This is a genomic window from Cloacibacterium rupense (assembly GCF_014645495.1).
Lineage (GTDB): Bacteria > Bacteroidota > Bacteroidia > Flavobacteriales > Weeksellaceae > Cloacibacterium > Cloacibacterium rupense.
The window spans coordinates 394,438-414,838 of the sequence record NZ_BMLV01000002.1 but is presented as its reverse complement, the minus strand read 5'-3'; the positions used below and the strand labels follow the sequence as shown (position 1 = coordinate 414,838).

At 34.0% G+C, this 20,401-nt stretch carries 17 protein-coding genes and 3 tRNA genes; 10 read left to right on the top strand and 10 right to left on the bottom strand.

Annotated elements, in window-relative coordinates; all coding sequences use genetic code 11:
- Positions 1-306 precede the first annotated feature (306 nt).
- The 5 genes from IEW40_RS05885 to IEW40_RS05865 all read left to right on the top strand — a co-directional run bounded on the left by IEW40_RS05885 (position 307) and on the right by IEW40_RS05865 (position 6,632).
- Positions 307-1,707, top strand: coding sequence for a spore maturation protein (locus IEW40_RS05885; protein WP_188617146.1), 1,401 nt, complete (start codon positions 307-309; stop codon positions 1,705-1,707).
- Positions 1,708-1,809: 102 nt separating this feature from the next.
- Positions 1,810-3,417, top strand: coding sequence for an NADP-dependent glyceraldehyde-3-phosphate dehydrogenase (locus IEW40_RS05880; protein WP_188617145.1), 1,608 nt, complete (start codon positions 1,810-1,812; stop codon positions 3,415-3,417).
- A 117-nt stretch (positions 3,418-3,534) separates the two neighbouring features.
- Entirely contained in the window at positions 3,535-4,881 is a 1,347-nt protein-coding gene (locus tag IEW40_RS05875) for a TolC family protein (protein WP_188617144.1), read from the top strand.
- A gap of 86 nt (positions 4,882-4,967) precedes the next feature.
- Positions 4,968-5,549, top strand: coding sequence for a SprT-like domain-containing protein (locus IEW40_RS05870; protein ID WP_188617143.1), 582 nt, complete (start codon positions 4,968-4,970; stop codon positions 5,547-5,549).
- A 6-nt stretch (positions 5,550-5,555) separates the two neighbouring features.
- Positions 5,556-6,632 carry a mannose-1-phosphate guanylyltransferase gene (locus IEW40_RS05865; RefSeq protein ID WP_229663390.1) on the top strand — a complete coding sequence of 359 codons (1,077 nt, stop codon included), beginning with the start codon at positions 5,556-5,558 and terminating at the stop codon, positions 6,630-6,632.
- Between the two features lie 15 nt (positions 6,633-6,647).
- Here the strand turns inward: IEW40_RS05865 and IEW40_RS05860 are convergent, their stop codons facing one another.
- From IEW40_RS05860 to IEW40_RS05825, 8 genes are all read right to left on the bottom strand, one after another.
- Positions 6,648-7,187, bottom strand: coding sequence for a DUF6973 domain-containing protein (locus tag IEW40_RS05860; RefSeq protein ID WP_308421285.1), 540 nt, complete (start codon positions 7,185-7,187; stop codon positions 6,648-6,650).
- Positions 7,188-7,293: 106 nt separating this feature from the next.
- Positions 7,294-8,145, bottom strand: a complete 852-nt coding sequence (gene accD / locus IEW40_RS05855; RefSeq protein ID WP_188617142.1) for an acetyl-CoA carboxylase, carboxyltransferase subunit beta — start codon at positions 8,143-8,145, stop codon at positions 7,294-7,296.
- Positions 8,146-8,213: 68 nt separating this feature from the next.
- Entirely contained in the window at positions 8,214-9,284 is a 1,071-nt protein-coding gene (gene fbaA, locus IEW40_RS05850) for a class II fructose-bisphosphate aldolase (protein WP_188617141.1), read from the bottom strand.
- 72 nt (positions 9,285-9,356) lie between these two features.
- Positions 9,357-10,223: an NAD kinase gene (locus IEW40_RS05845; protein WP_188617140.1), complete on the bottom strand. Its 867-nt coding sequence runs from the start codon at positions 10,221-10,223 to the stop codon at positions 9,357-9,359.
- Positions 10,224-10,256: 33 nt separating this feature from the next.
- Positions 10,257-10,910: a CBS domain-containing protein gene (locus IEW40_RS05840; protein ID WP_188617139.1), complete on the bottom strand. Its 654-nt coding sequence runs from the start codon at positions 10,908-10,910 to the stop codon at positions 10,257-10,259.
- Positions 10,911-11,086: 176 nt separating this feature from the next.
- Positions 11,087-11,962, bottom strand: a complete 876-nt coding sequence (locus tag IEW40_RS05835; protein ID WP_188617138.1) for a DMT family transporter — start codon at positions 11,960-11,962, stop codon at positions 11,087-11,089.
- A gap of 143 nt (positions 11,963-12,105) precedes the next feature.
- Positions 12,106-12,744: a leucyl/phenylalanyl-tRNA--protein transferase gene (aat, locus tag IEW40_RS05830; protein WP_188617137.1), complete on the bottom strand. Its 639-nt coding sequence runs from the start codon at positions 12,742-12,744 to the stop codon at positions 12,106-12,108.
- A 74-nt stretch (positions 12,745-12,818) separates the two neighbouring features.
- Positions 12,819-13,199 (bottom strand): DUF3127 domain-containing protein, encoded by a 381-nt coding sequence (locus tag IEW40_RS05825; protein WP_188617136.1) that lies wholly within the window; start codon positions 13,197-13,199, stop codon positions 12,819-12,821.
- Positions 13,200-13,362: 163 nt separating this feature from the next.
- Between IEW40_RS05825 and IEW40_RS05820 the strand changes: the two genes are divergently transcribed.
- From IEW40_RS05820 to IEW40_RS05810, 3 genes are all read left to right on the top strand, one after another.
- A tRNA-Leu gene (locus IEW40_RS05820) sits at positions 13,363-13,444 on the top strand.
- A 5-nt stretch (positions 13,445-13,449) separates the two neighbouring features.
- A tRNA-Gly gene (locus tag IEW40_RS05815) sits at positions 13,450-13,522 on the top strand.
- 11 nt (positions 13,523-13,533) lie between these two features.
- Positions 13,534-13,617, top strand: a tRNA-Leu gene (locus tag IEW40_RS05810).
- Between the two features lie 179 nt (positions 13,618-13,796).
- Here the strand turns inward: IEW40_RS05810 and IEW40_RS05805 are convergent.
- Together IEW40_RS05805 and IEW40_RS05800 are read right to left on the bottom strand one after the other, a co-directional pair.
- Positions 13,797-14,540 carry an NUDIX hydrolase gene (locus IEW40_RS05805; RefSeq protein WP_188617135.1) on the bottom strand — a complete coding sequence of 248 codons (744 nt, stop codon included), beginning with the start codon at positions 14,538-14,540 and terminating at the stop codon, positions 13,797-13,799.
- A gap of 6 nt (positions 14,541-14,546) precedes the next feature.
- Positions 14,547-15,752, bottom strand: a complete 1,206-nt coding sequence (locus IEW40_RS05800) for an MFS transporter (protein ID WP_188617134.1) — start codon at positions 15,750-15,752, stop codon at positions 14,547-14,549.
- 207 nt (positions 15,753-15,959) lie between these two features.
- Here IEW40_RS05800 and IEW40_RS05795 point away from each other — a divergent pair, with 207 nt between their 5' ends.
- Entirely contained in the window at positions 15,960-18,887 is a 2,928-nt protein-coding gene (locus IEW40_RS05795; RefSeq protein WP_188617133.1) for a SusC/RagA family TonB-linked outer membrane protein, read from the top strand.
- A 5-nt stretch (positions 18,888-18,892) separates the two neighbouring features.
- Positions 18,893-20,398 (top strand): RagB/SusD family nutrient uptake outer membrane protein, encoded by a 1,506-nt coding sequence (locus tag IEW40_RS05790; protein ID WP_188617132.1) that lies wholly within the window; start codon positions 18,893-18,895, stop codon positions 20,396-20,398.
- Positions 20,399-20,401 lie beyond the last annotated feature (3 nt).

Here is a 20,401-nt window from a genome sequence, read left to right as displayed (position 1 = left end):
TCATCTATTAAGTCTGATTTAACTAAAATTCAGACTGAATGCATACTGCAATTCCTTATAAGGCGAAAATTTTTAAAACCAAAAATGTCTTAAAAGGCACTTCTGTATAAAAATTTAGGAATCTAAAGTTACAAAGTTTTTTAATACGATATAATAAGTCTGATATGATTTTTGAAAGGTTTGCATTAGCGGGATGATGGAAGTTGGATGCTTGATGTTAAAAAATAGGAAAAATATAGTCGTAAAAAATTCCAGACTTCCAACATCCAACAAAAAATCTTACTTTTATCCAAAATTTTCAAGGAAATGGTTTTAAGCAGAATTTGGAGCGCATTTATTATTGTAGCGATTGTGGTGGCAAGTATTAAATATTTGTTCAGCGATAACTACAAAGCAATTTACAATGATTTGGTGGTTGGTAAAAGTGGAGACACCGTACAAATTACCAAAGCACCCTTACAATCTCTTTCTGCGGAAATTCAAAAATCTCTTTCTGAAAAACCTGAAGCCGAAATTTCTAGAATTAACTACAAAAAAGATTCTACCAATACCGTTTCTGTTTACCGTGTGCAAAAAGCAGATGGTGTAATTTCTACCAGTAAAACTGCCGTGGAAATTTCTCTAGGATTAATAGGAATTATGACGCTTTTTATGGGTTTTATGAGCATTGCTGAAAAAGCAGGAGGAATTAATTTCTTGTCAAGAATGATTCAACCATTTTTTTCAAAATTATTCCCCGAAATTCCTAAAAACCATCCTTCTTTCGGGCATATGACGCTTAATTTTGCCGCCAATTTATTAGGTTTAGACAATGCGGCAACTCCATTTGGACTAAAAGCGATGGAAAGTTTACAAACCCTAAATCCCGACAAAGACAGAGCTTCTAATGCACAAATTATGTTTCTTTGTTTGCACGCAAGTGGTCTTACGCTGATTCCGGTTTCTATCATTGCCATTAGAGCTTCTATGGATTCTGCAACGCCAACAGATATTTTCTTACCAACGATGATTGCTACATTTTGTGCTACAATGGCGGCGATGATTATTGTTTCCTTCAAACAGAAAATTAATCTTTTTCAGCCTAGACTTTTGGCTTTTATTGGGGGTGTTTCTGCTTTAATCGCGCTTTTGGTTTGGTACTTGGTAAAACTCAACAAAGAAGAATTAGACAATGCCAGTAAATTCATCAGCAACGGAATGATTCTTTTGATATTTTTTGCTATCATTGCTGGTGCGGTTTACAAAAAAATAAATGTTTTTGATGCTTTTATTGATGGTGCTAAAGAAGGTTTTAATGTCTGTGTTAAGATTATTCCTTACTTAGTAGGAATGTTGATTGCGATTTCACTCCTTAGAACTTCTGGCGTTTTTGATGTGATTATAGATGGAATGAAATGGTTTGCTCAAATTGCCAATTTAGATACCAGATTTGTTGACGGATTACCAACTGCGCTCATCAAACCATTGTCAGGTTCTGGCGCAAGAGGAATGATGGTAGATACAATGACTACTTTTGGGGTAGATTCTTTTCCTGCGAGACTTTCTGGGATTTTACAAGGCAGTTCAGATACTACTTTTTATGTAATTGCGGTATATTTCGGAGCAGTGGGTATCAAAAATACGCGTTATACTGTTGGTGCAATGCTTTTGGCAGATTTAGTTGGAATTACGGTTTCTGTTTTGATGGCGTATTTATTTTTCGGTTAGGAAAAAAGCTTCTTTATTCATTCTATCTATCAAAAAATTCATTCTTTTATTACAAATTCTAAGTTGATAATTTTTACCTTTGATTCTTCAAATAATAAAATTATGCAACAATTTTCTGAAAACATTTCGCTATTTCCGGGAACGGAATGGCTAAACCATCCTGTAGTAGAGCAAACTGAGTATTTGGTGGATGGTGAATTTAAGCAATGGGATGGTGATTTCAAGAAAGTATATTCCGCAATCAAAGTTAATAATAACGGCGTTTTGGAAGATATTTACTTAGGAAAAATCCCAAATGGAGGTCTCAATGAAGCGATGGAATGCTTAGATGCAGCAGAAAAAGCTTACGACAACGGTTTCGGTTATTGGCCTACACTTTCTGTAGAAGAAAGAATAAAACATGTAGAAAATTTCATTAAGGAAATGATTGGTCTTCGTGAAGAGGTGGTACAATTGCTGATGTGGGAAATCGGGAAAAACAGAGCCGATTCTGAAAAAGAATTTGACAGAACCATCGCCTATATTTATGATACCATCAATGCCTTAAAAGAACTAGACCGTAGAAGTTCTAGATTTACCATAGAAGGCGGAATTATTGGGCAAATCCGTCGTTCTCCTTTAGGAATTACACTTTGTATTGGCCCATATAATTATCCTCTTAATGAAACGTATACCTTGCTTATTCCGGCACTGATTATGGGTAATGTGGTGCTTTTCAAACCACCAAAATATGGTTGTCTTTTGCACTATGCGCTAAGTAAGGCTTTACAAAAAAGTTTCCCTAAAGGAGTAGTAAATTACATCTACGGAAAAGGAGCAGAAGTAATAGAACCTATGATGAATACAGGGAAAATAAATGTTCTTACCTTAATCGCTTCTAGTAGAGTGGCAGACCAATTAAAAAAAGCACACCCGAAAGTAAACAGATTGCGTTCTATTTTAGGTCTTGATGCTAAAAATCCTGGAATTATTTTAAAAGATGCAGATTTAGACCTTACAGTTGAAGAATGTGTAGCGGGTTCGCTTTCTTTTAATGGACAAAGATGTACTGCGCTTAAAATTCTTTTTGTACACGAAGATATTGCAGATGAATTTATCAAAAAGTTTAGCGCAAAAGTAGATGCTCTAAAAGTGGGAATGCCTTGGAATAACCCTATTATTACGCCACTTCCAGAAGAAGGGAAAGTAGAATTCCTAAATGGATTAATCAAAGATGCCGAAAGTTTCGGAGCAAAAATTGTAAATGAAACCGGTGGTCAATCTGTAGGAAATCTTTTTGCGCCTACGGTTTTGTATCCTGTAAGTGAAAAAATGAAGGTTTATCATATAGAGCAATTTGGGCCAATAGTTCCAATAGTTCCTTTTAAAAATTTACAAGAACCTATAGATTATATGATTGAAAGCGACTTTGGGCAACAGGTAAGTATTTTCAGTAAAAATCATTTAGAAATTGCCAAAATGGTAGATGGTTTTGTAAATTTGGTTTCTAGAGTAAACGTAAATACCCAATCACAAAGAGGGCCAGATGTTTTTCCTTTTACAGGGAGAAAAGACTCTGCCGAAGGTACTCTTTCTGTTCCAGATGCACTGCGCTCTTTCTCTATCAGAACCATGGTTGCCACCAAAGACAGCGAACTAAACAAAGATATTTTTAACAATATAGTGTCTGAACAAGAATCTAGTTTCTTAAGCACAAAGTTCTTGTTTTAATGTTTTTTTAATTCAATTAGAAACTGAAATCAGAGTAAAAGCAATTTTATTCTGATTTTTTTGTTGAGAATTGTAACATTTTATCTATTAACATTACTTATCACTCAAAAGCAAACAATGAGACGTCTTTTTTTACTATCAATTTTATTAGCAAGCACTTTCGTTTTTTCACAAAAAAAATGGACTCTTAGAGAGTGTGTAGATTACGCGGTGAAGAATAACCTTCAGGTAATCAATAATCAATACAATAACGATATCCAGAGCAAAAATCTAGCAATCGCTAAAAATGATTATTTGCCTACTGTTTCAGCAAACGTAAATAACAGCGCTAGCTTTGGGCAAACCCAAGGTTTTACCGGAAGTATTGGGCGTAATGATAATTTCAATAATAGTGCTAATATAGGTGCAAATATGCAAGTCTACAACGGAGGTAGAATTAGAAAAACTGCAGAGAAATCTCAGTTTGACCTAGATGCCTCTCTTTTAGACACCGAAAAGACAAAGAATGATATTTCTTTGCAAGTAGCGCAGCTTTATTTGCAGATTTTGCTCAATAGAGAAGTTAAAAAAATTACCGATGAATCCGTAAGTAATGCCGAAAAGGTATTGAAAAGAGCTAAAATTACTACAGAAGTAGGCTCTACCGCCAAAACAGTAGAAGCAGAAGCTGCTGCAAGTTTAGCTAGAGAAAAACAAAGACAAAAATCTGCAGAAATAGATATAGAAAGGTCGTTGTTTAATTTAGCCATGGTGCTTCAATTAACAGATTTTAAAGATTTTGATATACAAGAAGTGCCACTTCCAAGTATGTTAGCAGCTCCATTAAGTTCTACAGACAATATTATTGAAAAGGCCTATGAAAATCAACCGCAAGTAAAAGCAGCTGAAACCAGAATTCTTTCTGCGCAGAAACAAATTGAAATTGCCAAAACACTTTTTCAGCCTACAGTTACAGCAAGTGCAGGAATTGGATCTTTTTATTTTAATAGACTTTCAGGGGTTTTTGATGGTCAAGGAAATAGACTTTCTCAGGATGATTTCATGAAACAATACAAAGACAATTTTGGACAAAATTTAGGATTAAGTTTAAATATTCCAATTTTTAATAAAGGAAATACAAAACTCCAAGTAGAACAAGCTAAAATCTCTGAAAATATCGCCAAAAACACATTAGAACAACAAAAACTTTCTGTAAAGCAAGATGTGCAGAAAGCCTATTTTGATGCCAATGCCAATTATGAAAACTTTATGGCGGCTGTAGAAGCTGAAAAATCCACCAAATTAGCTCTGGATTTTGCAGAAAAAAGTTATGAAGCGGGTAGATCTACCATTTATGACCTAAACAATGCAAGAAACAACTATGTAAACGCACAAAGCACTGTTTCGCAAGCCAAATACAACTATATTTTCAGTATGAAGTTGCTTAATTTCTATGCAGGAATTCCTTTAACTGAAAATCTTTAAAATTTTTAATTAAGACTTTATTCAAAAATCTTCATTTTATAATGGAGATTTTTTATTTTCGTAAAGCAATACTTATAAATGATATAATGCCAGCCCATATTCTAGAAAAATTTTTACCAGAAAACGCACTTCCTTTTCTTAAGGAATGGTTTGGTCATTACAATTGTCATCTAAAAATAACTAGAAATAGAAACTCTAAACTAGGAGATTACCGAAAAATGCCCGATAATTCTCATCAAATTACCGTTAACGGAACATTAGAACCACAATTGTTTTTCTTTGTATTAACCCATGAATTGGCGCATCTTCTGGCTTTTGAGAAATATGGAAGAAGAATTTCACCACACGGACAAGAGTGGAAACAAACCTTCAGAGAAATGCTTTTAGAAAGCTTAGAAGTTTATCAGGAAGATTTAAAATTAATTATTAAAAAGTTTTCTAAATCACCGAAAGCCAATTTTATGGCCAGCCCAGAATTGGTAAAGTATTTCCATAAAGAGGAAGAAGGGTTTTATTATATTGAAAATCTTGAAATAGGTGAAAAATTTATCTTCAGAGAGGAAACATATATCATAAAAGAAAAAATTAAAAAACGTTATCTTTGCAAAAATCTTTCTAGCGGAAAACAATATCTCTTTAAATCCGTTAGTAAAGTTGAGAAATTATAAAAATTTATGAACAAGAACAACTACTGTGTAATAATGGCAGGTGGAATTGGTAGCAGATTTTGGCCAATGTCTACCCAAAAATTCCCTAAGCAATTTCAAGATATTTTAGGAACTGGAAGAACCATGATTCAACAGACCTATGATAGAATACAAAAAGCGGTTTCAGCAGAAAACATATACGTAATCACCAATCAAGAATATGTAGAGCTTACTCATCAGCAATTGCCAGATATTCCTTTTCAGAATATTGTAGGAGAACCAGTGATGAAGAACACTGCAGCCTGCAACATCTATATGATCAATAAAATTGCTGATGTCAATAAAGACGCAAATGTGATTGTTTTGCCAGCAGACCACCTTATTTTAAAAGAAAGTGCATTTATAGAAAAAGTTAATCTTGCTTTCGATTTTGCTAGTAAAAATGAGGTGTTAATTACCTTAGGAATAACTCCTACAAGGCCAGACACAGGCTATGGTTATATACAATTTGCAGAGAAAAATGGTGAGGATTTTTATAAAGTGAAAACTTTTACAGAAAAACCTAGTCTAGAAATAGCAAAATCATTTTTAGAAACTGGTGATTTCCTTTGGAATGCAGGCATTTTCGTTTGGAATGTTAATGCTATTCATAAAGCATTTGAAAAGTATTTGCCAGAAATGACTCAAGAATTTGTTGCATGCGAGTACAATTCTGATCAAGAGAAAGTGTGCATAGAAACCATTTATCCTAAAGTAGAAAAAATTTCTATTGATAATGGGATTTTAGAAAGAGCTCAGAATGTTTACGTAATTCCATCAGATTTAGGATGGAGTGATTTAGGAACTTGGACCTCTGTATACGAAAATTCTGAAAAGAATGACAACAATAATTCTCTTGATTCTAAATCTGTACTTACCTATAATGCTAAAAATAATATTGTAAGGCTGAAAAAAGGAAAAGCGGCAATTATTGATGGTTTAGAAGATTATATCATTGTAGATACAGACAAAGCACTTTTAATCTGTCCTAGGAAAAATGACCAAATGATAAAGGACTATGTACTAGACCTCAAAAATTTCAAAAAAGGGGATAAATATATGTAAATAAAGAAGAGAGACTTAGCCCAAAGTTTCTCTTTTTTCTTTTAATCTTACTAAATTAAAACCAATTTCTTGACCCTCGCTTTCTAAAATGACACTTTTTTTAGTAAGCTCTAAAAGATGATCTACAAAAAAACTGGTTTCAAAAAACTGACGATGAATACCAGGCAGTAAACTCATAAAATACTGTCTTCCGATTTCATTGTTATGCAAATCCATTTTGGTTTGCAAAGGCTCATTCGGGAATAGGTCTTCGTGCAGGCCTGTTATTTTTTCAGCCCATTGTAGAGATTTTTCAACGGAAGAAATCTTACAACAATACATCATAATTAAGCAGTTCCAAAGAGCATGTCTAAAGGCGTTTCCTGCACCGTCTGTGCTGTGTGTAATGGGAAATAATTTCTCAGAAATGGCGTAAGTTTTCACAGTTGCCCAAAACGTAAGAATTGAAAAAAGAGGATGAGATAGCACCATAGAGAATAACTTGAAAAGATTTTTAAAACTTAATCTTTTCAGATTTAAAAAAATGATTCTAATGGTTGAAAACAGCTTTTTCACTTTCTATAGGTCGTTTTTTCTCTTGAATTGTTTCTAAAGATGTCAAATAAAAATCGTAAAATCAAGAAGATTTTACGATTTTAAGGATATAAAGTTGTTTTTCAGATTACTTATTCATCAAAAGTTTTACCGTATTAGAAACGGTTTCTTTAATTTCAGTTCTTTTTACAATGAAATCTACAAATCCTTTTTCCTGAATAAATTCAGAAGTTTGGAAACCTTCTGGCAAATCTTTACCTATGGTTTCGCGGATTACTCTAGGGCCAGCAAAGCCGATTAAAGCACCCGGTTCTGCCATGATGATATCTGCTGTCATTGCAAATGATGCGGTAATTCCACCAAAAGTAGGGTCGCACAGATAAGCAATGTAAGGTAACTTTTTATCAGAAAGCTGAGCCAGTTTAGACTGTACTTTGGCCAACTGCATTAGAGAATAAGCTGCTTCTTGCATTCTAGCACCTCCAGACTGACAAATAATCATATACGGAAGGTTGTTTTTTATACAATAATCTACAGCTCTTCTTATTTTTTCTCCCATTACAGAGCCTAGTGAACCACCAATAAATGCAAAGTCCATACAAGAGACTACCATATCTACACCATTTACCGTACCTCTTGCGTTTCTGATAGAATCTTTCAATTTGGTTTTGCTTTTTACCTCTTTTAAACGGTCTGCATAGGGCTTGGAATCTACAAATTTCAGCATGTCAATGCTTTCTACGTTTGCGTCTAACTCTGTAAACTTACCATTATCAAAAAGAATATCATAAAACTCAGCACTGCCAATTCTTACGTGGAAACCATCTTCGGGAGAAACAAAATTATTTCTTTTGAGCTCGTCGTGCTCTACTATTTTTCCAGATGGTGTCTGGTGCCAAAGTCCTTTTGGAACATCTTTTTTCTCTTCAGTAGAGGTTGTGATGTTCTTTTTACTTCTTTTAAACCAATCGAAAGCCATTGTTTATAATTTTAATTAAAATTTGAAGCCTCGAAACTAAGAATAAATTTCGAAACCTCAAATTAAAATTATTTCAAAGTATCAATATTATTTAAATCTTCGAAAGCTTGAGTTAATCTTGTAACAAAAGTTTCTTCACCTTTTCTTACCCAAACTCTAGGGTCGTAGAATTTTTTGTTTGGCTTTTCTTCGCCTTCAGGATTACCAATTTGAGATTTTAAATATTCTATATTGTTTACCATGTAATCTCTAATACCTTCTGTATAAGCAAATTGAAGGTCAGTATCAATATTCATTTTGATAACTCCATAAGAAATAGCTTCTCTAATTTCCTCTAAAGTAGAACCAGAACCACCGTGGAATACAAAATTCACTGGTTTTTCTCCAACACCGAATTTTTCTTGAACAAATTTCTGAGAATTATCTAAGATTTTCGGAGTTAATTTTACGTTTCCTGGTTTGTAAACACCGTGTACATTACCAAATGCTGCTGCAACTGTAAAGTCTGGAGAAATTGCTTTTAATCTTTCATAAGCATAAGCTACTTCGTCTGGTTGTGTGTATAGTTTAGAAGAGTCTACATCTGAATTGTCTACACCATCTTCTTCACCTCCTGTTACTCCTAATTCTATTTCTAAAGTCATGCCCATTTTAGCCATTCTCTCGAAATATTTGGTAGAAATATCTAAATTTTCTTCAATAGGCTCTTCAGATAAATCTAGCATATGAGAAGAGAAAAGAGATTTGCCATAAGCTTTGTAGTGAGCTTCGCTCGCGTCTAATAAACCATCTACCCAAGGTAAAAGTTTTTTAGCACAGTGGTCTGTGTGTAAAATTACAGTAGCACCGTATGCTTCTGCCAATGCGTGGATATGCTTAGCTCCTGCTATACCACCGAAGATAGCAGATTTTTGATTTTCTGAGCTCATGCTCTTACCTGCGTTAAAAGCGGCACCTCCATTTGAAAACTGAATGATTACAGGAGCGTTAAGTTTTACAGCGGTTTCCATGGTTGCATTAATGGTACTAGAACCAATAACGTTTACTGCTGGAAGCGCATATTTATTCTCTTTTGCGTGTGCAAAAATTTCTGAAACTAAAGAACCTGTGGCAACTCCTGCCGGGAAAATTCTACTCATTTTGCTTTTATTTTATTGTTGATAATCAGTTAATTTATAATTTGTAAAGTTAATGAATTTATGCATTAAATACTAATTCCTCTTGTCCTTGCCCCAGAGTAATTTCTGTCTTAGCGTTCCAAAAAAACTTAAATCTTTAGGGTGCATAAGAATCAATTGAAATGGTGCTTTATTGATAGTAATTACATCACCTGTTTTCATGTGATACAGTCTAGAATCCAGAGAAACCGAAAATTGAGGAACTCTACTTTCTACTTTTAAGGTGATTTCTATATCGTCTCTTAAAACTATGGGTCTTACATTCAAGTTATGTGGTGCAATAGGTGTAAGAGCTAGAATTCCGTTTCCTGGTGAGATGATTGGTCCGCCACAACTAAGAGAGTAAGCGGTAGAACCTGTAGGTGTAGAAACAATAAGACCATCTCCCCAATAATAAGTAAGAAATTGGTCGTTGATATGCGTTTCTATGGTAATCATAGAAGTAGTTTCGTTTCTAGAAACACAGACGTCATTAAGAGCGTAAGGAAGAGAAAAAGGCGTGCCAGATGAGGTAACCTTTAGAACACTTCTTCTGCTGAAATTCATGTCTTTGTTGATGATTTCATCGATATGGTCGAAAATTTCTTCTTTTGAAAAACTTGCCAAAAAGCCTAATCTACCTGTATTTACACCAATTACAGGAACTTCTAATTCTTGGATAAATTGCAGTGCATTGAGAATAGTACCATCTCCACCGAAACTAAAAAAGAAATCTACCACGTCTGCTTCTAAATCTTTTTTGTCTTTAAAAGTGGCAAAATCTTTAGAAAATTCTAGGTCTTTGTGCAGTTGCTCATATAAAATTGGTTTTACTCCCTTATTGGTAAGCTCCGAAATAAACTTACTTAGATAAAGAAAAGTATCTAGGTCTTTTTTCTGGGAATATATGGCAGCTTTCAAAATAATTATCTTTTTTGTTTATTCAAAAATACGCTAAAATTCTAAATATTTTTGAAAATATTGATATCTGTCTTTTATCAAATCTTCTTTATCGTCTTTATAAAACTTTCTAACGACATGATACCCATACCTTTCGAAGGTTTCGTTTATAGAGCTTAGGTTATCATTGCTTATTTTCATGGTAATTTGTACTATTTCATCATTGATATGACTAATAAAAGAACCATAAAATTTTGCATTGTTGCTTTCTACTATTTTGGCAATCTCTGTCATTGAATAAGATTTCAGACTTGTTTCTACAGTTAAAACGGCTCCTCTTTCAGAAAACAAAGGATATTTTGACAAATCTCCGAAAACATCATCATATGCAATATACCCCAAGTATTTTTCTTTGTTGTTGATTATAGGGATAATATTAGAGTTAAAAGTATAGAAAAGCTTTACGCTGTCTAGTATGGTGTTTTCTTCTAAAATAGCAAATTTTTCTAAATGCATTTCTAATGCTTCAAGTGTTTTATCCAAGTTTTCTTCTAAAAATTCTTTGCAGATTCCGCCTAAGAAAACGTTCTTCTTTTTCACGAAAACATGCGTGAAACCAAACTCTTCCACTTGCAAGAGTGCTTCTTCTACAGGAGCATCTATCTCAAAAGCAGGGAAATCCTTAGAAATATATTCTTGAATTAACATTTTGCAAAGGTACTCAATTCTGATGAAAACAAAAAAATGATGAAAATCATACAAATTTTACAAAAAATTTTGCAAATGATTGAAAATTATTTCTATCTTTGTAGCCTTTCATTTTTACTTTTTATTAGATTTATTTCAAACTGCACAGCTCATTAGAGTTTTGCAGTTTTCTTTTTTTAGACCTTTTTCTTTCTCAAGAAAATTAATCCCGCGAAAATAATTACCGCACCTATAGCTTGCAAAAAAGTAAAACTCTCACCATCTATTACGCCCCACATTACCGCTACTACTGGCATTAACAAAGTTACTGTAGAAGCAAAAAGAGGATTAGAAACACTCATCAATCTGTAATGCAGCATCATCGCAAGACCTGTTCCCAGTACAGAAAGGGTGGCTACAAATCCCAATCCTATCATATTCTCTTTGTTAAAACTAAACTCACCAAAAAAATTAGAAAAATACAAACTCATTAATGATGGCAGAAATAGAACATAAAAAAATACAAAAGAAGACATCATTTTTGCTGGAATATGCGTGAGTTTTGCGCCAACAGTAGTTACACTTACTGCATACAGAAAAGCGGCAAAAAGCAATAAACCAACATAAAAAATTGGCGTTTCAGCACTTTTTTCACCAGAAATCATCAGCAAAACTACACCAGCAAAACTAATCAGAATTCCTAGAATCTGTCTAGAAGTGGTTTTTGTTTTCCAAAACAACGCCCCTACAATAATGGTGAAAATAGGCATCATAGAATTCATAATTCCTGCAATGCTGCTACTCACTTTGGTTTCTGCAATCGGGAAGAGAAACATTGGGATAAAATTACCCGCAAATGCTGCCAAAATTAGCCATTTTAACTGTTTTATAGGAAATTTCTTTCTGTTCAGAATCGCTATTGGAGACAATAAAACTCCAGAAATCAACACTCTAAGCGCACCAACTTGATACGGAGAAAAGTGTTCTAGAGATTTTTTTATTAATATAAAAGAAGAGCCCCAGATTAAAGAGAGCACTACTAGAATTATCCATTTTTCTTTTTCGGCAGTCATTATTTTATGTTATTTGGGCGCCAATTTCCAGCTTTCGCCACTCGCTTTTTTAAAATTTTTCTCAGAAAAATTTTAAAAAGAGCTCAAACAAAGGCTCAATCTGGGGCGCGGTTTCGTTTGTTGTCGACTTTTATTTAAATTAATTACTTTTTCAGAAAATTTAGAAACTCTTCTTTTGAAATATTTCTTGCGCCTAAACTCTCTAAATGTTCTGTGTGTACTTGACAGTCTATTATATCATATTTATTTTTGTAATGCTCTATCAGCCAGATAAATCCTGCTTTACTGGCGTTGCTTACTTTAGAAAACATACTTTCTCCACAGAAAACATTGCCTAAATCTACTCCGTATAAACCTCCTACCAATTTATCGCCCTCCCATACTTCTACACTTTTAGCTTTTCCGTAATTGTGTAATTGGGTGTAGCTATTTAGCATTTCATCGGTAATCCAAGTTCCGTCTTGTCCTTTTCTAGAAATTTCGCCACAGTTTTTCATCACTTCTCGGAAACAGACATTCTCTGTTATCCTAAATTTCCCATCTCTGATTATTTTTTTCATCGATTTAGAAATCTTTAATTCATTAGGAAAAAGCACAAACCTAGGATTGGGGCACCACCACAGAATTTCATCCTCGGGATTAAACCAAGGGAAAATGCCCAATTGATAAGCAAACCAAATTCTTTCTACAGACAAATCTCCGCCTATAGCGATTAATCCATCGTCAGGATGATAGATTCTAGGATCTGGGAAAGAAATTTCATTAGCGTCTAAAATTACCATCTTTTTAATTCAAAAAACGAAATCCTACTTTAGAAAGCAGGATTTCAAAATTATTAAGTTTTACTCAATTCTGATTAGAAAGGTAAATCGTCATCTTCTTCATCTGCAAAAGGATTTTCGTTAGAAGCTGCTACTGGTTGTGCAGCAGGAGCAGCTTGTGTAGGTTCTGGCGAAGCCCCTTCAGTTGCTTTTTCTATTCTCCAACCCGTGATAGAATTGAAATATTTAACTTCACCTTGAGGATTAGTCCATTCTCTACCTCTTATGTTAATGCCAATTTTTACATTATCGCCTTCGCGAAGATTGTCTAATAAATTTATTTTGTCTGATAGAAATTCAATACTAATAGGCTGTGGATATTGTTCTTGGGTGAGGAGAATCATTTCTCTTTTCTGAAATCCACTCGCAAATGTTTGAGTTTCAAATACTTTTTTTACCGTTCCTTGTAGTTCCATATACTTAATTCTTAAAAATGTAAAAGTAATAAAAACAAACAACAAAATTATATTTTAGAAATAATTTTTCAAAAAAATAAAAAAAATGAAAATTAATTATGACAATTAAAAAAAAGTGTCTATATTTGCACTCACAAAAAAAGAAGAGAGTTCTTTATTAGAAGCGGATGTGGTGTAATTGGTAGCCACGCCAGACTTAGGATCTGGTGCCGTGAGGCGTGGGGGTTCGAGTCCCTTCATCCGCACAGATGCGAAAATAGCTCAGCTGGTAGAGCACAACCTTGCCAAGGTTGGGGTCGCGGGTTCGAATCCCGTTTTTCGCTCTAGTTCACTCGCCCTGGTGGTGGAACTGGTAGACACGCAGGACTTAAAATCCTGTGTCCGCAAGGACGTACGGGTTCAAGTCCCGTCTGGGGTACTTAAAAAGACTGTTAATCATTGATTAGCAGTCTTTTTTGTTTTATGCTTGCGAGTAATTTCAAAAATGTAAAATTGAACTCAATTTTTGATTGGTGTTATTCAAGTGTTTTCGATGTCTCAATGTGAACACTAATTACTTTTAGCTTGGTAGTGATTCTTGGCTTATTTTTATAGAAATTATTTTTTTATGAAAGAATAGAGATAAGGTGCTTTGTTGGCAGAACCATCAAAAAGTTTTTCGTGGCGTTCTAAAATGTTAAGACTCAGCATTTTTCTCTGGAAATTGTTTCTTCTAAATGTTTCTCCTAGTATGGTTTCATATAGATTTTGTAAATCTTTCATAGTGAATTTTTCTGGAAGTAAATTGCTTCCTACCAATTTATAATCAATGGTTTTTCTGAGGTGTTCTAGTCCTTTTTCTATAATTTCTTGATGGTCAAAAGCCATTTCTGGTAGATCATTTACGTCAAACCATGCACAGGTTTCATTAAAAGCATCTGGAAAAGTGTGTGATAAGGTGTAATCTATAAGGGCATAATAGCCTATGGTAACAAATCTTTTATTGATCCAGTGTTCTTTGGTAATGTTAATGCCTTTATTCTCTAGAAGTTGGCGGTGAGGGTTTTTTCTTTCAGTTCTGTCTTTATGGCCAAAAGCATAGAATTGCTCTAGATAGACATCTTCTAGGTGGGTTCTTTCATACAAGATTCTATAGGCGGCATCATCTAGATGTTCGTCTTCAAAGATAAAACCACCAGGAATGGCCCAGAGATTGAGTTCGTGGTATTTAAGGAGAAGTACCTTTAGCGTGTTATTATGAAAGCCAAAAATTGCACAATCTACAGAAAGATGATTGATGAAATTGTTAGTATCAATCAATTCCTGTAGGGTCATTTTATTCTTAGAGTCGTCTAGTTTCATATTAGTTTATTTGATGTATTCAGATAATTTTTCTTTGATTGAATAAAATATTGAAAAGATGAGTATCAAAATTAAAGGAATTGTAGCAAATAGCAAATAATAATTTCCTAAATTTTTTTGAAAAATGTAGGCGGTGCTCATAGAGCCTATAGAACCGCCTAATGAAGTAAATAAAATAATGATGGAGACTATTTTGCCTACTTTTTTTTCAGAGAACTTGGATAAGAATTTTGAGTTCAGCATAGGGTATAGTGGCGCGATAAAAACACCAACTATAGGGAAGAGAATCATTAATATTTTAATCTTGATATTAGTATCTTGTCCAATAACATATGCCGAGAAGGTAAGCAATATCCCAGAAATGAGGCAGAAAAAGAAAATTTTAAGAGGTGCGAATTTGACTACAAATTTGCTGGCAAGAAGTCTACCAATGAATGAGAATAAAGCTAGAAATGCGGAGGATTGTAGTGCAAAAAAAGAATTGGCCTTCAATGTATTTTTATAAAAAGTAGGTAGCCAAGAATTAAAAATCTGTTCTGTGAAGACAATCATTATAACAATTGCAAAGAAAAGAAGAGATTTGTAATCGAATAAGATGCTAAAGTCTATTTTTTCTTTTTCTTTAGAATCGTTTATAGGCAGTAATTTTTGTTCATCTAACAAGTAAAATTGAAAGGCTGCCCAAGAAGAGATAAAACCTACCAACCAGAAGCCAAATTTCCAATAGTCTTTATAATCACTATTTAATATCAAAGCAAATTCTATATTGACAATAAAGACCCCAAGCATAAATGCAGCTTCAGTTCTGCTCATAATTTTTGAAAATTCTTTTTCGCTATCAGAAATATTTTTGATAATACTAAAAACACATATTTTACCAATAGAGAAAGAGATTCCAATCAAAACAAACCAAATTTTTAAAAACCAAAATTCATTCATAAAAGGAATGGTAAAGCTACATATGGCGCAGATTATCAGTGATATGTATAAAGAACTGTAATAGCTTCTTTTTTTTATGTAGTCTACCATGAAAATAGATACCAATGCGATAGGAATATCCTTAAAAAACTCTAATAATCCCAACCCAGTGTAGCTATATTTATGATTTTGGGATAACTGAAGGATGATAACACTTACAGAATTAAGCAGCATTGAAAAGACAATGAAACTTAGCATAAGGTTAAGGGTAATTTTATTTTTTTTCGAATTCATTAACAAAATATTAAAAGTAGAGGGATGTTTTAGTTAAAAAAAATATAAAAAATTCGGGTTATTTCGTACAAAATAGACCGAATTAATACCTCCAAAAGTACCGCAAATAAACGAAATTTTAAAATAATTGAGAAAATATTTTTTTGTTAAAGAAATTAATATAAATTTATTGTCTCAAAATGAGATAAAAAATAAAAACTATTTTATATGAAAAAACAAATTGTTAGTTTGATTAGCCTATCAATGGTTCTTTCATCTGTAGCATTTAGTGCTCAGGAAAAAAGAGATTCTCTTAAAGAAAAAGCCATTGAAGAAGTAGTACTCGTAAACGTAGGATACGGAACACAGAAAAAATCTACAGTTACAGGTGCAATTTCAAAAGTAACAGCAAAAGATTTTGAAGCCTCTCCAAACGGAGGGATTGGGCAGATGATCCAAGGTCGATCTGCAGGGGTAACCATTGCTATGAACTCAGGTGCGCCTGGTTCATCTTCTACCATTAGAGTTAGGGGTATTACTACTTTCCCTACTAATAATGGAGCAAATGATCCGTTATGGGTAGTAGACGGAGTTCCTTTAGAAAATGCGGATATTGCGACACTAAACCAGGCAGACATTGAATCCATTGAGATTCTAAAAGACGCAGCATCAGCAGCAATCTATGGAACAAGAGCGGCAAAAGGGGTAATTTTAGTCACTACAAAAAGCGCTAAAAAAGGTAAAATGAGTATATCTTATAATGGATATACGAGTTATTCTTCTCCAAACAAAGTATTAAAAGTGCTCAATGCTACAGAGTATGCCTTGCTAATGAATGAGAAATCTGTAAATGGAGGAGGAAACCCACTGTTTTCAGATATAAGCAGTTTAGGTGTGGGAACAGATTGGCAAAAATTAGTATTTAACAAAAGTGCTTTTGGGATGAACCATGAGCTAAGCTTTAGCGGAAGGACTGATAAATCTACATTTTATGCATCTTTTGGGCTTCAAGAGCAAGATGGTATTGTTGCAACAGACATCTCTAAATACAAAAAACAAACGGTAAGAATAAATTCTACTCACAAATTTTTTGATGACTTTTTGACTTTTGGACAGAATGTGTTCTACACTCATCAAAAAAATATAGGGATTGGTAGCCAAAATAATGAATTTGGAGGCGTTGTAGCAGATGCTATTATGATGGATCCTCTAACTCCACTTATAGAATATGATCCAATTAAAGCAAATATGTCTCCTTATACCTCTTCTCCTTATATTATCAGAGATCAATTTGGTAATCCATATGGGATTTCTAATATGCAACAAACAGAGATTGTAAACCCTATGGCATATATTAGAACAAGATTAGGGAATTACAGTTGGTCTGATGTAGTTGTTGGAAACGCCTATTTGCAAGCAGAATTTGTAAAAGATTTAAAATTCAAGACCTCATTAGGTGCTAAAAAAGCTTTCTGGGGTGATTATGGATTTACACCACTGTATTACTTGAGTACTCAAACATTAAATACAGCAAGAAATAATCTTTATAGAAGTAATGGTCAAGGTCTAGATTGGAGTGTAGAAAACACTTTAACGTATGATAAAAAATTTGGAGGGCATAGTATTTCTGTTTTATTAGGGCAAGGGGTCTATGTTTCAGGTATTGGAAATTTTAGTGGGGTGACACATTATAACTTACCTACTAATGATTATGCTCAAGCTAGCTTCAATATGGATGTAGCTCCTACAGATAAGTTAGGCTATAGCTATAATTTTAATCAGCTTAGAAGAGCTTCATTATTTGCAAGATTAAACTATAACTATAAAGAAAAATATTTATTAACCGGGATTATTAGAAGAGATGGTTCTTCTTTATTCGGGCCTAATAATAAATATGGTAATTTCCCATCTGTATCTGCAGGTTGGGTAGTATCAAAAGAAAGTTTCTGGCCAGAAAATAATTTTATTAATGAGATTAAGTTGAGAGCAGGATATGGGGTAAATGGTAATGACGGAGCTCTAGCTCCTAATCAGTATGAGTCTTTAATGGCTACAGGATATAACTATTATTTTGGTGGTAGCCCATCTGTTACTATTGGTTCTGCACCAGCTACTTTATCAAACCCAGATTTACATTGGGAAGAGACCACACAAAAGAACTTTGGGGTAGATTTGAAATTATTTAATAATTTCAATTTGACAGCAGAATATTTTAACAAATTAACAGAAGGTATTTTGCTTCAATACCAAATTCCTGGATATGTAGGGGTTACACAAGACCCTTGGGGAAACATCGGGGATATGAAAAACTCTGGTTTTGAATTAGAACTTTCTTACAAAAAAAGATTCGGAGACTTTAACTTCAGCGCTAGCGGAAACTTTGCAACTCTAGATAATGAAGTTACCAAATTGAATGGAAGAGAATTTATTGGTATGGGAGGCTTCCAATCTATGACAGGAGAGATTACTAGATTAATGGTGGGTCAGCCATTTGGTAGTTTCTTTGGATGGAAAACCGACGGAATCTTCCAAAATTGGGACCAAATTAATGCTTATGTCAATTCTACAGGAGGTTTGATTCAGCCTAATGCAAAACCTGGAGATTTCAAATGGGTAGATAATAATGGAGACGGAGAAATTACAGATAAAGACAGAATGTTTTTAGGAAACTCTTTACCAAAATATACTTTTGGGCTTAGCTTGAATTTTGAATACAAAAATTTTGATTTAAATGCAATGTTCCAAGGTGTTGCAGGTAATAAAATTTTCCAAGGACTTAGACGTCTAGATGTTTCTAGAGCTAACTATCAAACAGTTGCATTGTCTAGATGGACAGGAGAAGGTACTTCTAATGACTATCCAAGATTGACTACTGACGATGCTAATGGGAATTTTACTAGAATGTCAGACTTTTATTTACAAGATGGAGATTATTTACGTTTGAAAGTAATTTCTTTAGGATACTCACTTCCTAAATCAATTTTAGATAAAGTTAACGCGGAGAAAGTGAGAATTTATGTAACAGGTAACAATTTACTTACTCTGACCAAATACAATGGATATGATCCAGAAATTGGAGGAGATGTAATGGGGATAGACAAAGGTTTTTATCCACAACCTAGAACAATTATTTTTGGTATTAACTTTCAATTTTAAAAACAATGATTAACAAGAAAATATTAAATATAGCAGTCGTAGGAATTTTGACCTGTACTTTGGCTTCTTGTTCAGAGGAGTATCTTACAGTTCCTGCGGACGGAAAACTTACAGAATTAAATTTCTACAAAGACGAAAGCCAAGCATATAGTGCATTAGTAGCCGCATATGATCCAATTAGAAAAAACTCAGGTGGTTTCGAGAATATGATTACCATGATGAATGCGGGGTCTGATGATCAGTATGCAGGCGGCGGCGGTGAAACAGACGGTATGGGTATTCAAAGTTTTTCTAATTATTCACAAACTGCATTTACCATTCCTAGAAGTTTCTGGAATGACCATTACCAAGGAATTTTTAGAACCAATATTTTAGTGAAAAAGCTACCAGATGTTCCAATGGACGCTGCTAAAAAAACTAGATTTATTGCAGAAGCTAAAGCGTTAAGAGCATTATACTATTTCAATCTAGTAAGAATGTTTAAAAACATTCCGCTTATTCTAGAACCAGTAGACCCTACACAGATGTATGATATCACTCAGGCAGCTCCTGCAGAGGTTTATAAGCAAATAGAAGCAGATTTGGCATCAGCAATTAATGATCTTCCAAATACTGTTACTTCGTCAGAACTAGGAAGATTTTCAAAAGGTGCCGCAAAAGCTCTTTTAGGGAAAGTATATTTATATGATGGCAAAAAAACCGAAGCAGCTGCACAACTAGCGGATGTAAACGGAACACCAGGAGGAACTAGCCAATATGGTTATAAATTGCTTAGTAATTTTGCTGATTTATGGGTGACAAACAATAAATTCCATTCAGAAGCTATTATAGAATGTTCACACACCAACTTGAGTTTTGCTGGTTGGGGTAACTGGGGAAGCGGTTCTGATAGAGGCAACTCTGTTTGCGTAATGGTAGGCCCTAGGGGATATAACAAAAAAACAGCCAATGCACCAGATCTACCTGCGGGTTGGAGTTTTAATGTCTTCACACAAGATTTTTATGATTTTATGAAGAATGATCCGCGTTTTTCTTCTACAGTTTTTGATTTGAAAGCACTAAAAGCATCAGGAGATGCAGATTATGTGCCAGGCTATAAAGACACAGGATATTTCCTTAAAAAATTCTTGCCTACCCAAGCAGATGTAACCACAGAAGCAGGTGATGCCGTTCTTAATTACAAAAAAGATTCTTATGTAATTAGATTGGCAGATACTTATCTACTAGAAGCGGAAGCTTTAGGAGGAACGGGTGCTAGAGCACAAGCATTATTAGATGCTGTAAGAGCCAGAGTAGGCTTACCATCAGTACCAGTTTCTTTGCAAACAATCAAAGATGAAAGAAGAAGAGAATTAGCAGGAGAAGGACACCGTTTCTTTGACCTTGTAAGATGGGGTGATGCAGCTACAGTATTAGCTTCTAGAGGATTTAAAGCAAATAAAAATGAAGTATTTCCTATCCCTTATCAAGAGTTACAAAATACTAAACTTGTTCAAAATCCTGGTTACTAAAAT

Bases quoted from the DNA above. Each gene is read 5' to 3' on its own strand.
- IEW40_RS05885 (WP_188617146.1), top strand. From the start codon at position 307: ATGGTTTTAAGCAGAATTTGGAGCGCATTTATTATTGTAGCGATTGTG.
- IEW40_RS05880 (WP_188617145.1), top strand. From the start codon at position 1,810: ATGCAACAATTTTCTGAAAACATTTCGCTATTTCCGGGAACGGAATGG.
- IEW40_RS05875 (WP_188617144.1), top strand. From the start codon at position 3,535: ATGAGACGTCTTTTTTTACTATCAATTTTATTAGCAAGCACTTTCGTT.
- IEW40_RS05870 (WP_188617143.1), top strand. From the start codon at position 4,968: ATGCCAGCCCATATTCTAGAAAAATTTTTACCAGAAAACGCACTTCCT.
- IEW40_RS05865 (WP_229663390.1), top strand. From the start codon at position 5,556: ATGAACAAGAACAACTACTGTGTAATAATGGCAGGTGGAATTGGTAGC.
- accD (WP_188617142.1), bottom strand. From the start codon at position 8,145: ATGGCTTTCGATTGGTTTAAAAGAAGTAAAAAGAACATCACAACCTCT.
- fbaA (WP_188617141.1), bottom strand. From the start codon at position 9,284: ATGAGTAGAATTTTCCCGGCAGGAGTTGCCACAGGTTCTTTAGTTTCA.
- IEW40_RS05840 (WP_188617139.1), bottom strand. From the start codon at position 10,910: ATGTTAATTCAAGAATATATTTCTAAGGATTTCCCTGCTTTTGAGATA.
- IEW40_RS05835 (WP_188617138.1), bottom strand. From the start codon at position 11,962: ATGACTGCCGAAAAAGAAAAATGGATAATTCTAGTAGTGCTCTCTTTA.
- aat (WP_188617137.1), bottom strand. From the start codon at position 12,744: ATGGTAATTTTAGACGCTAATGAAATTTCTTTCCCAGATCCTAGAATC.
- IEW40_RS05825 (WP_188617136.1), bottom strand. From the start codon at position 13,199: ATGGAACTACAAGGAACGGTAAAAAAAGTATTTGAAACTCAAACATTT.
- IEW40_RS05805 (WP_188617135.1), bottom strand. From the start codon at position 14,540: ATGAAACTAGACGACTCTAAGAATAAAATGACCCTACAGGAATTGATT.
- IEW40_RS05800 (WP_188617134.1), bottom strand. From the start codon at position 15,752: ATGAATTCGAAAAAAAATAAAATTACCCTTAACCTTATGCTAAGTTTC.
- IEW40_RS05795 (WP_188617133.1), top strand. From the start codon at position 15,960: ATGAAAAAACAAATTGTTAGTTTGATTAGCCTATCAATGGTTCTTTCA.
- IEW40_RS05790 (WP_188617132.1), top strand. From the start codon at position 18,893: ATGATTAACAAGAAAATATTAAATATAGCAGTCGTAGGAATTTTGACC.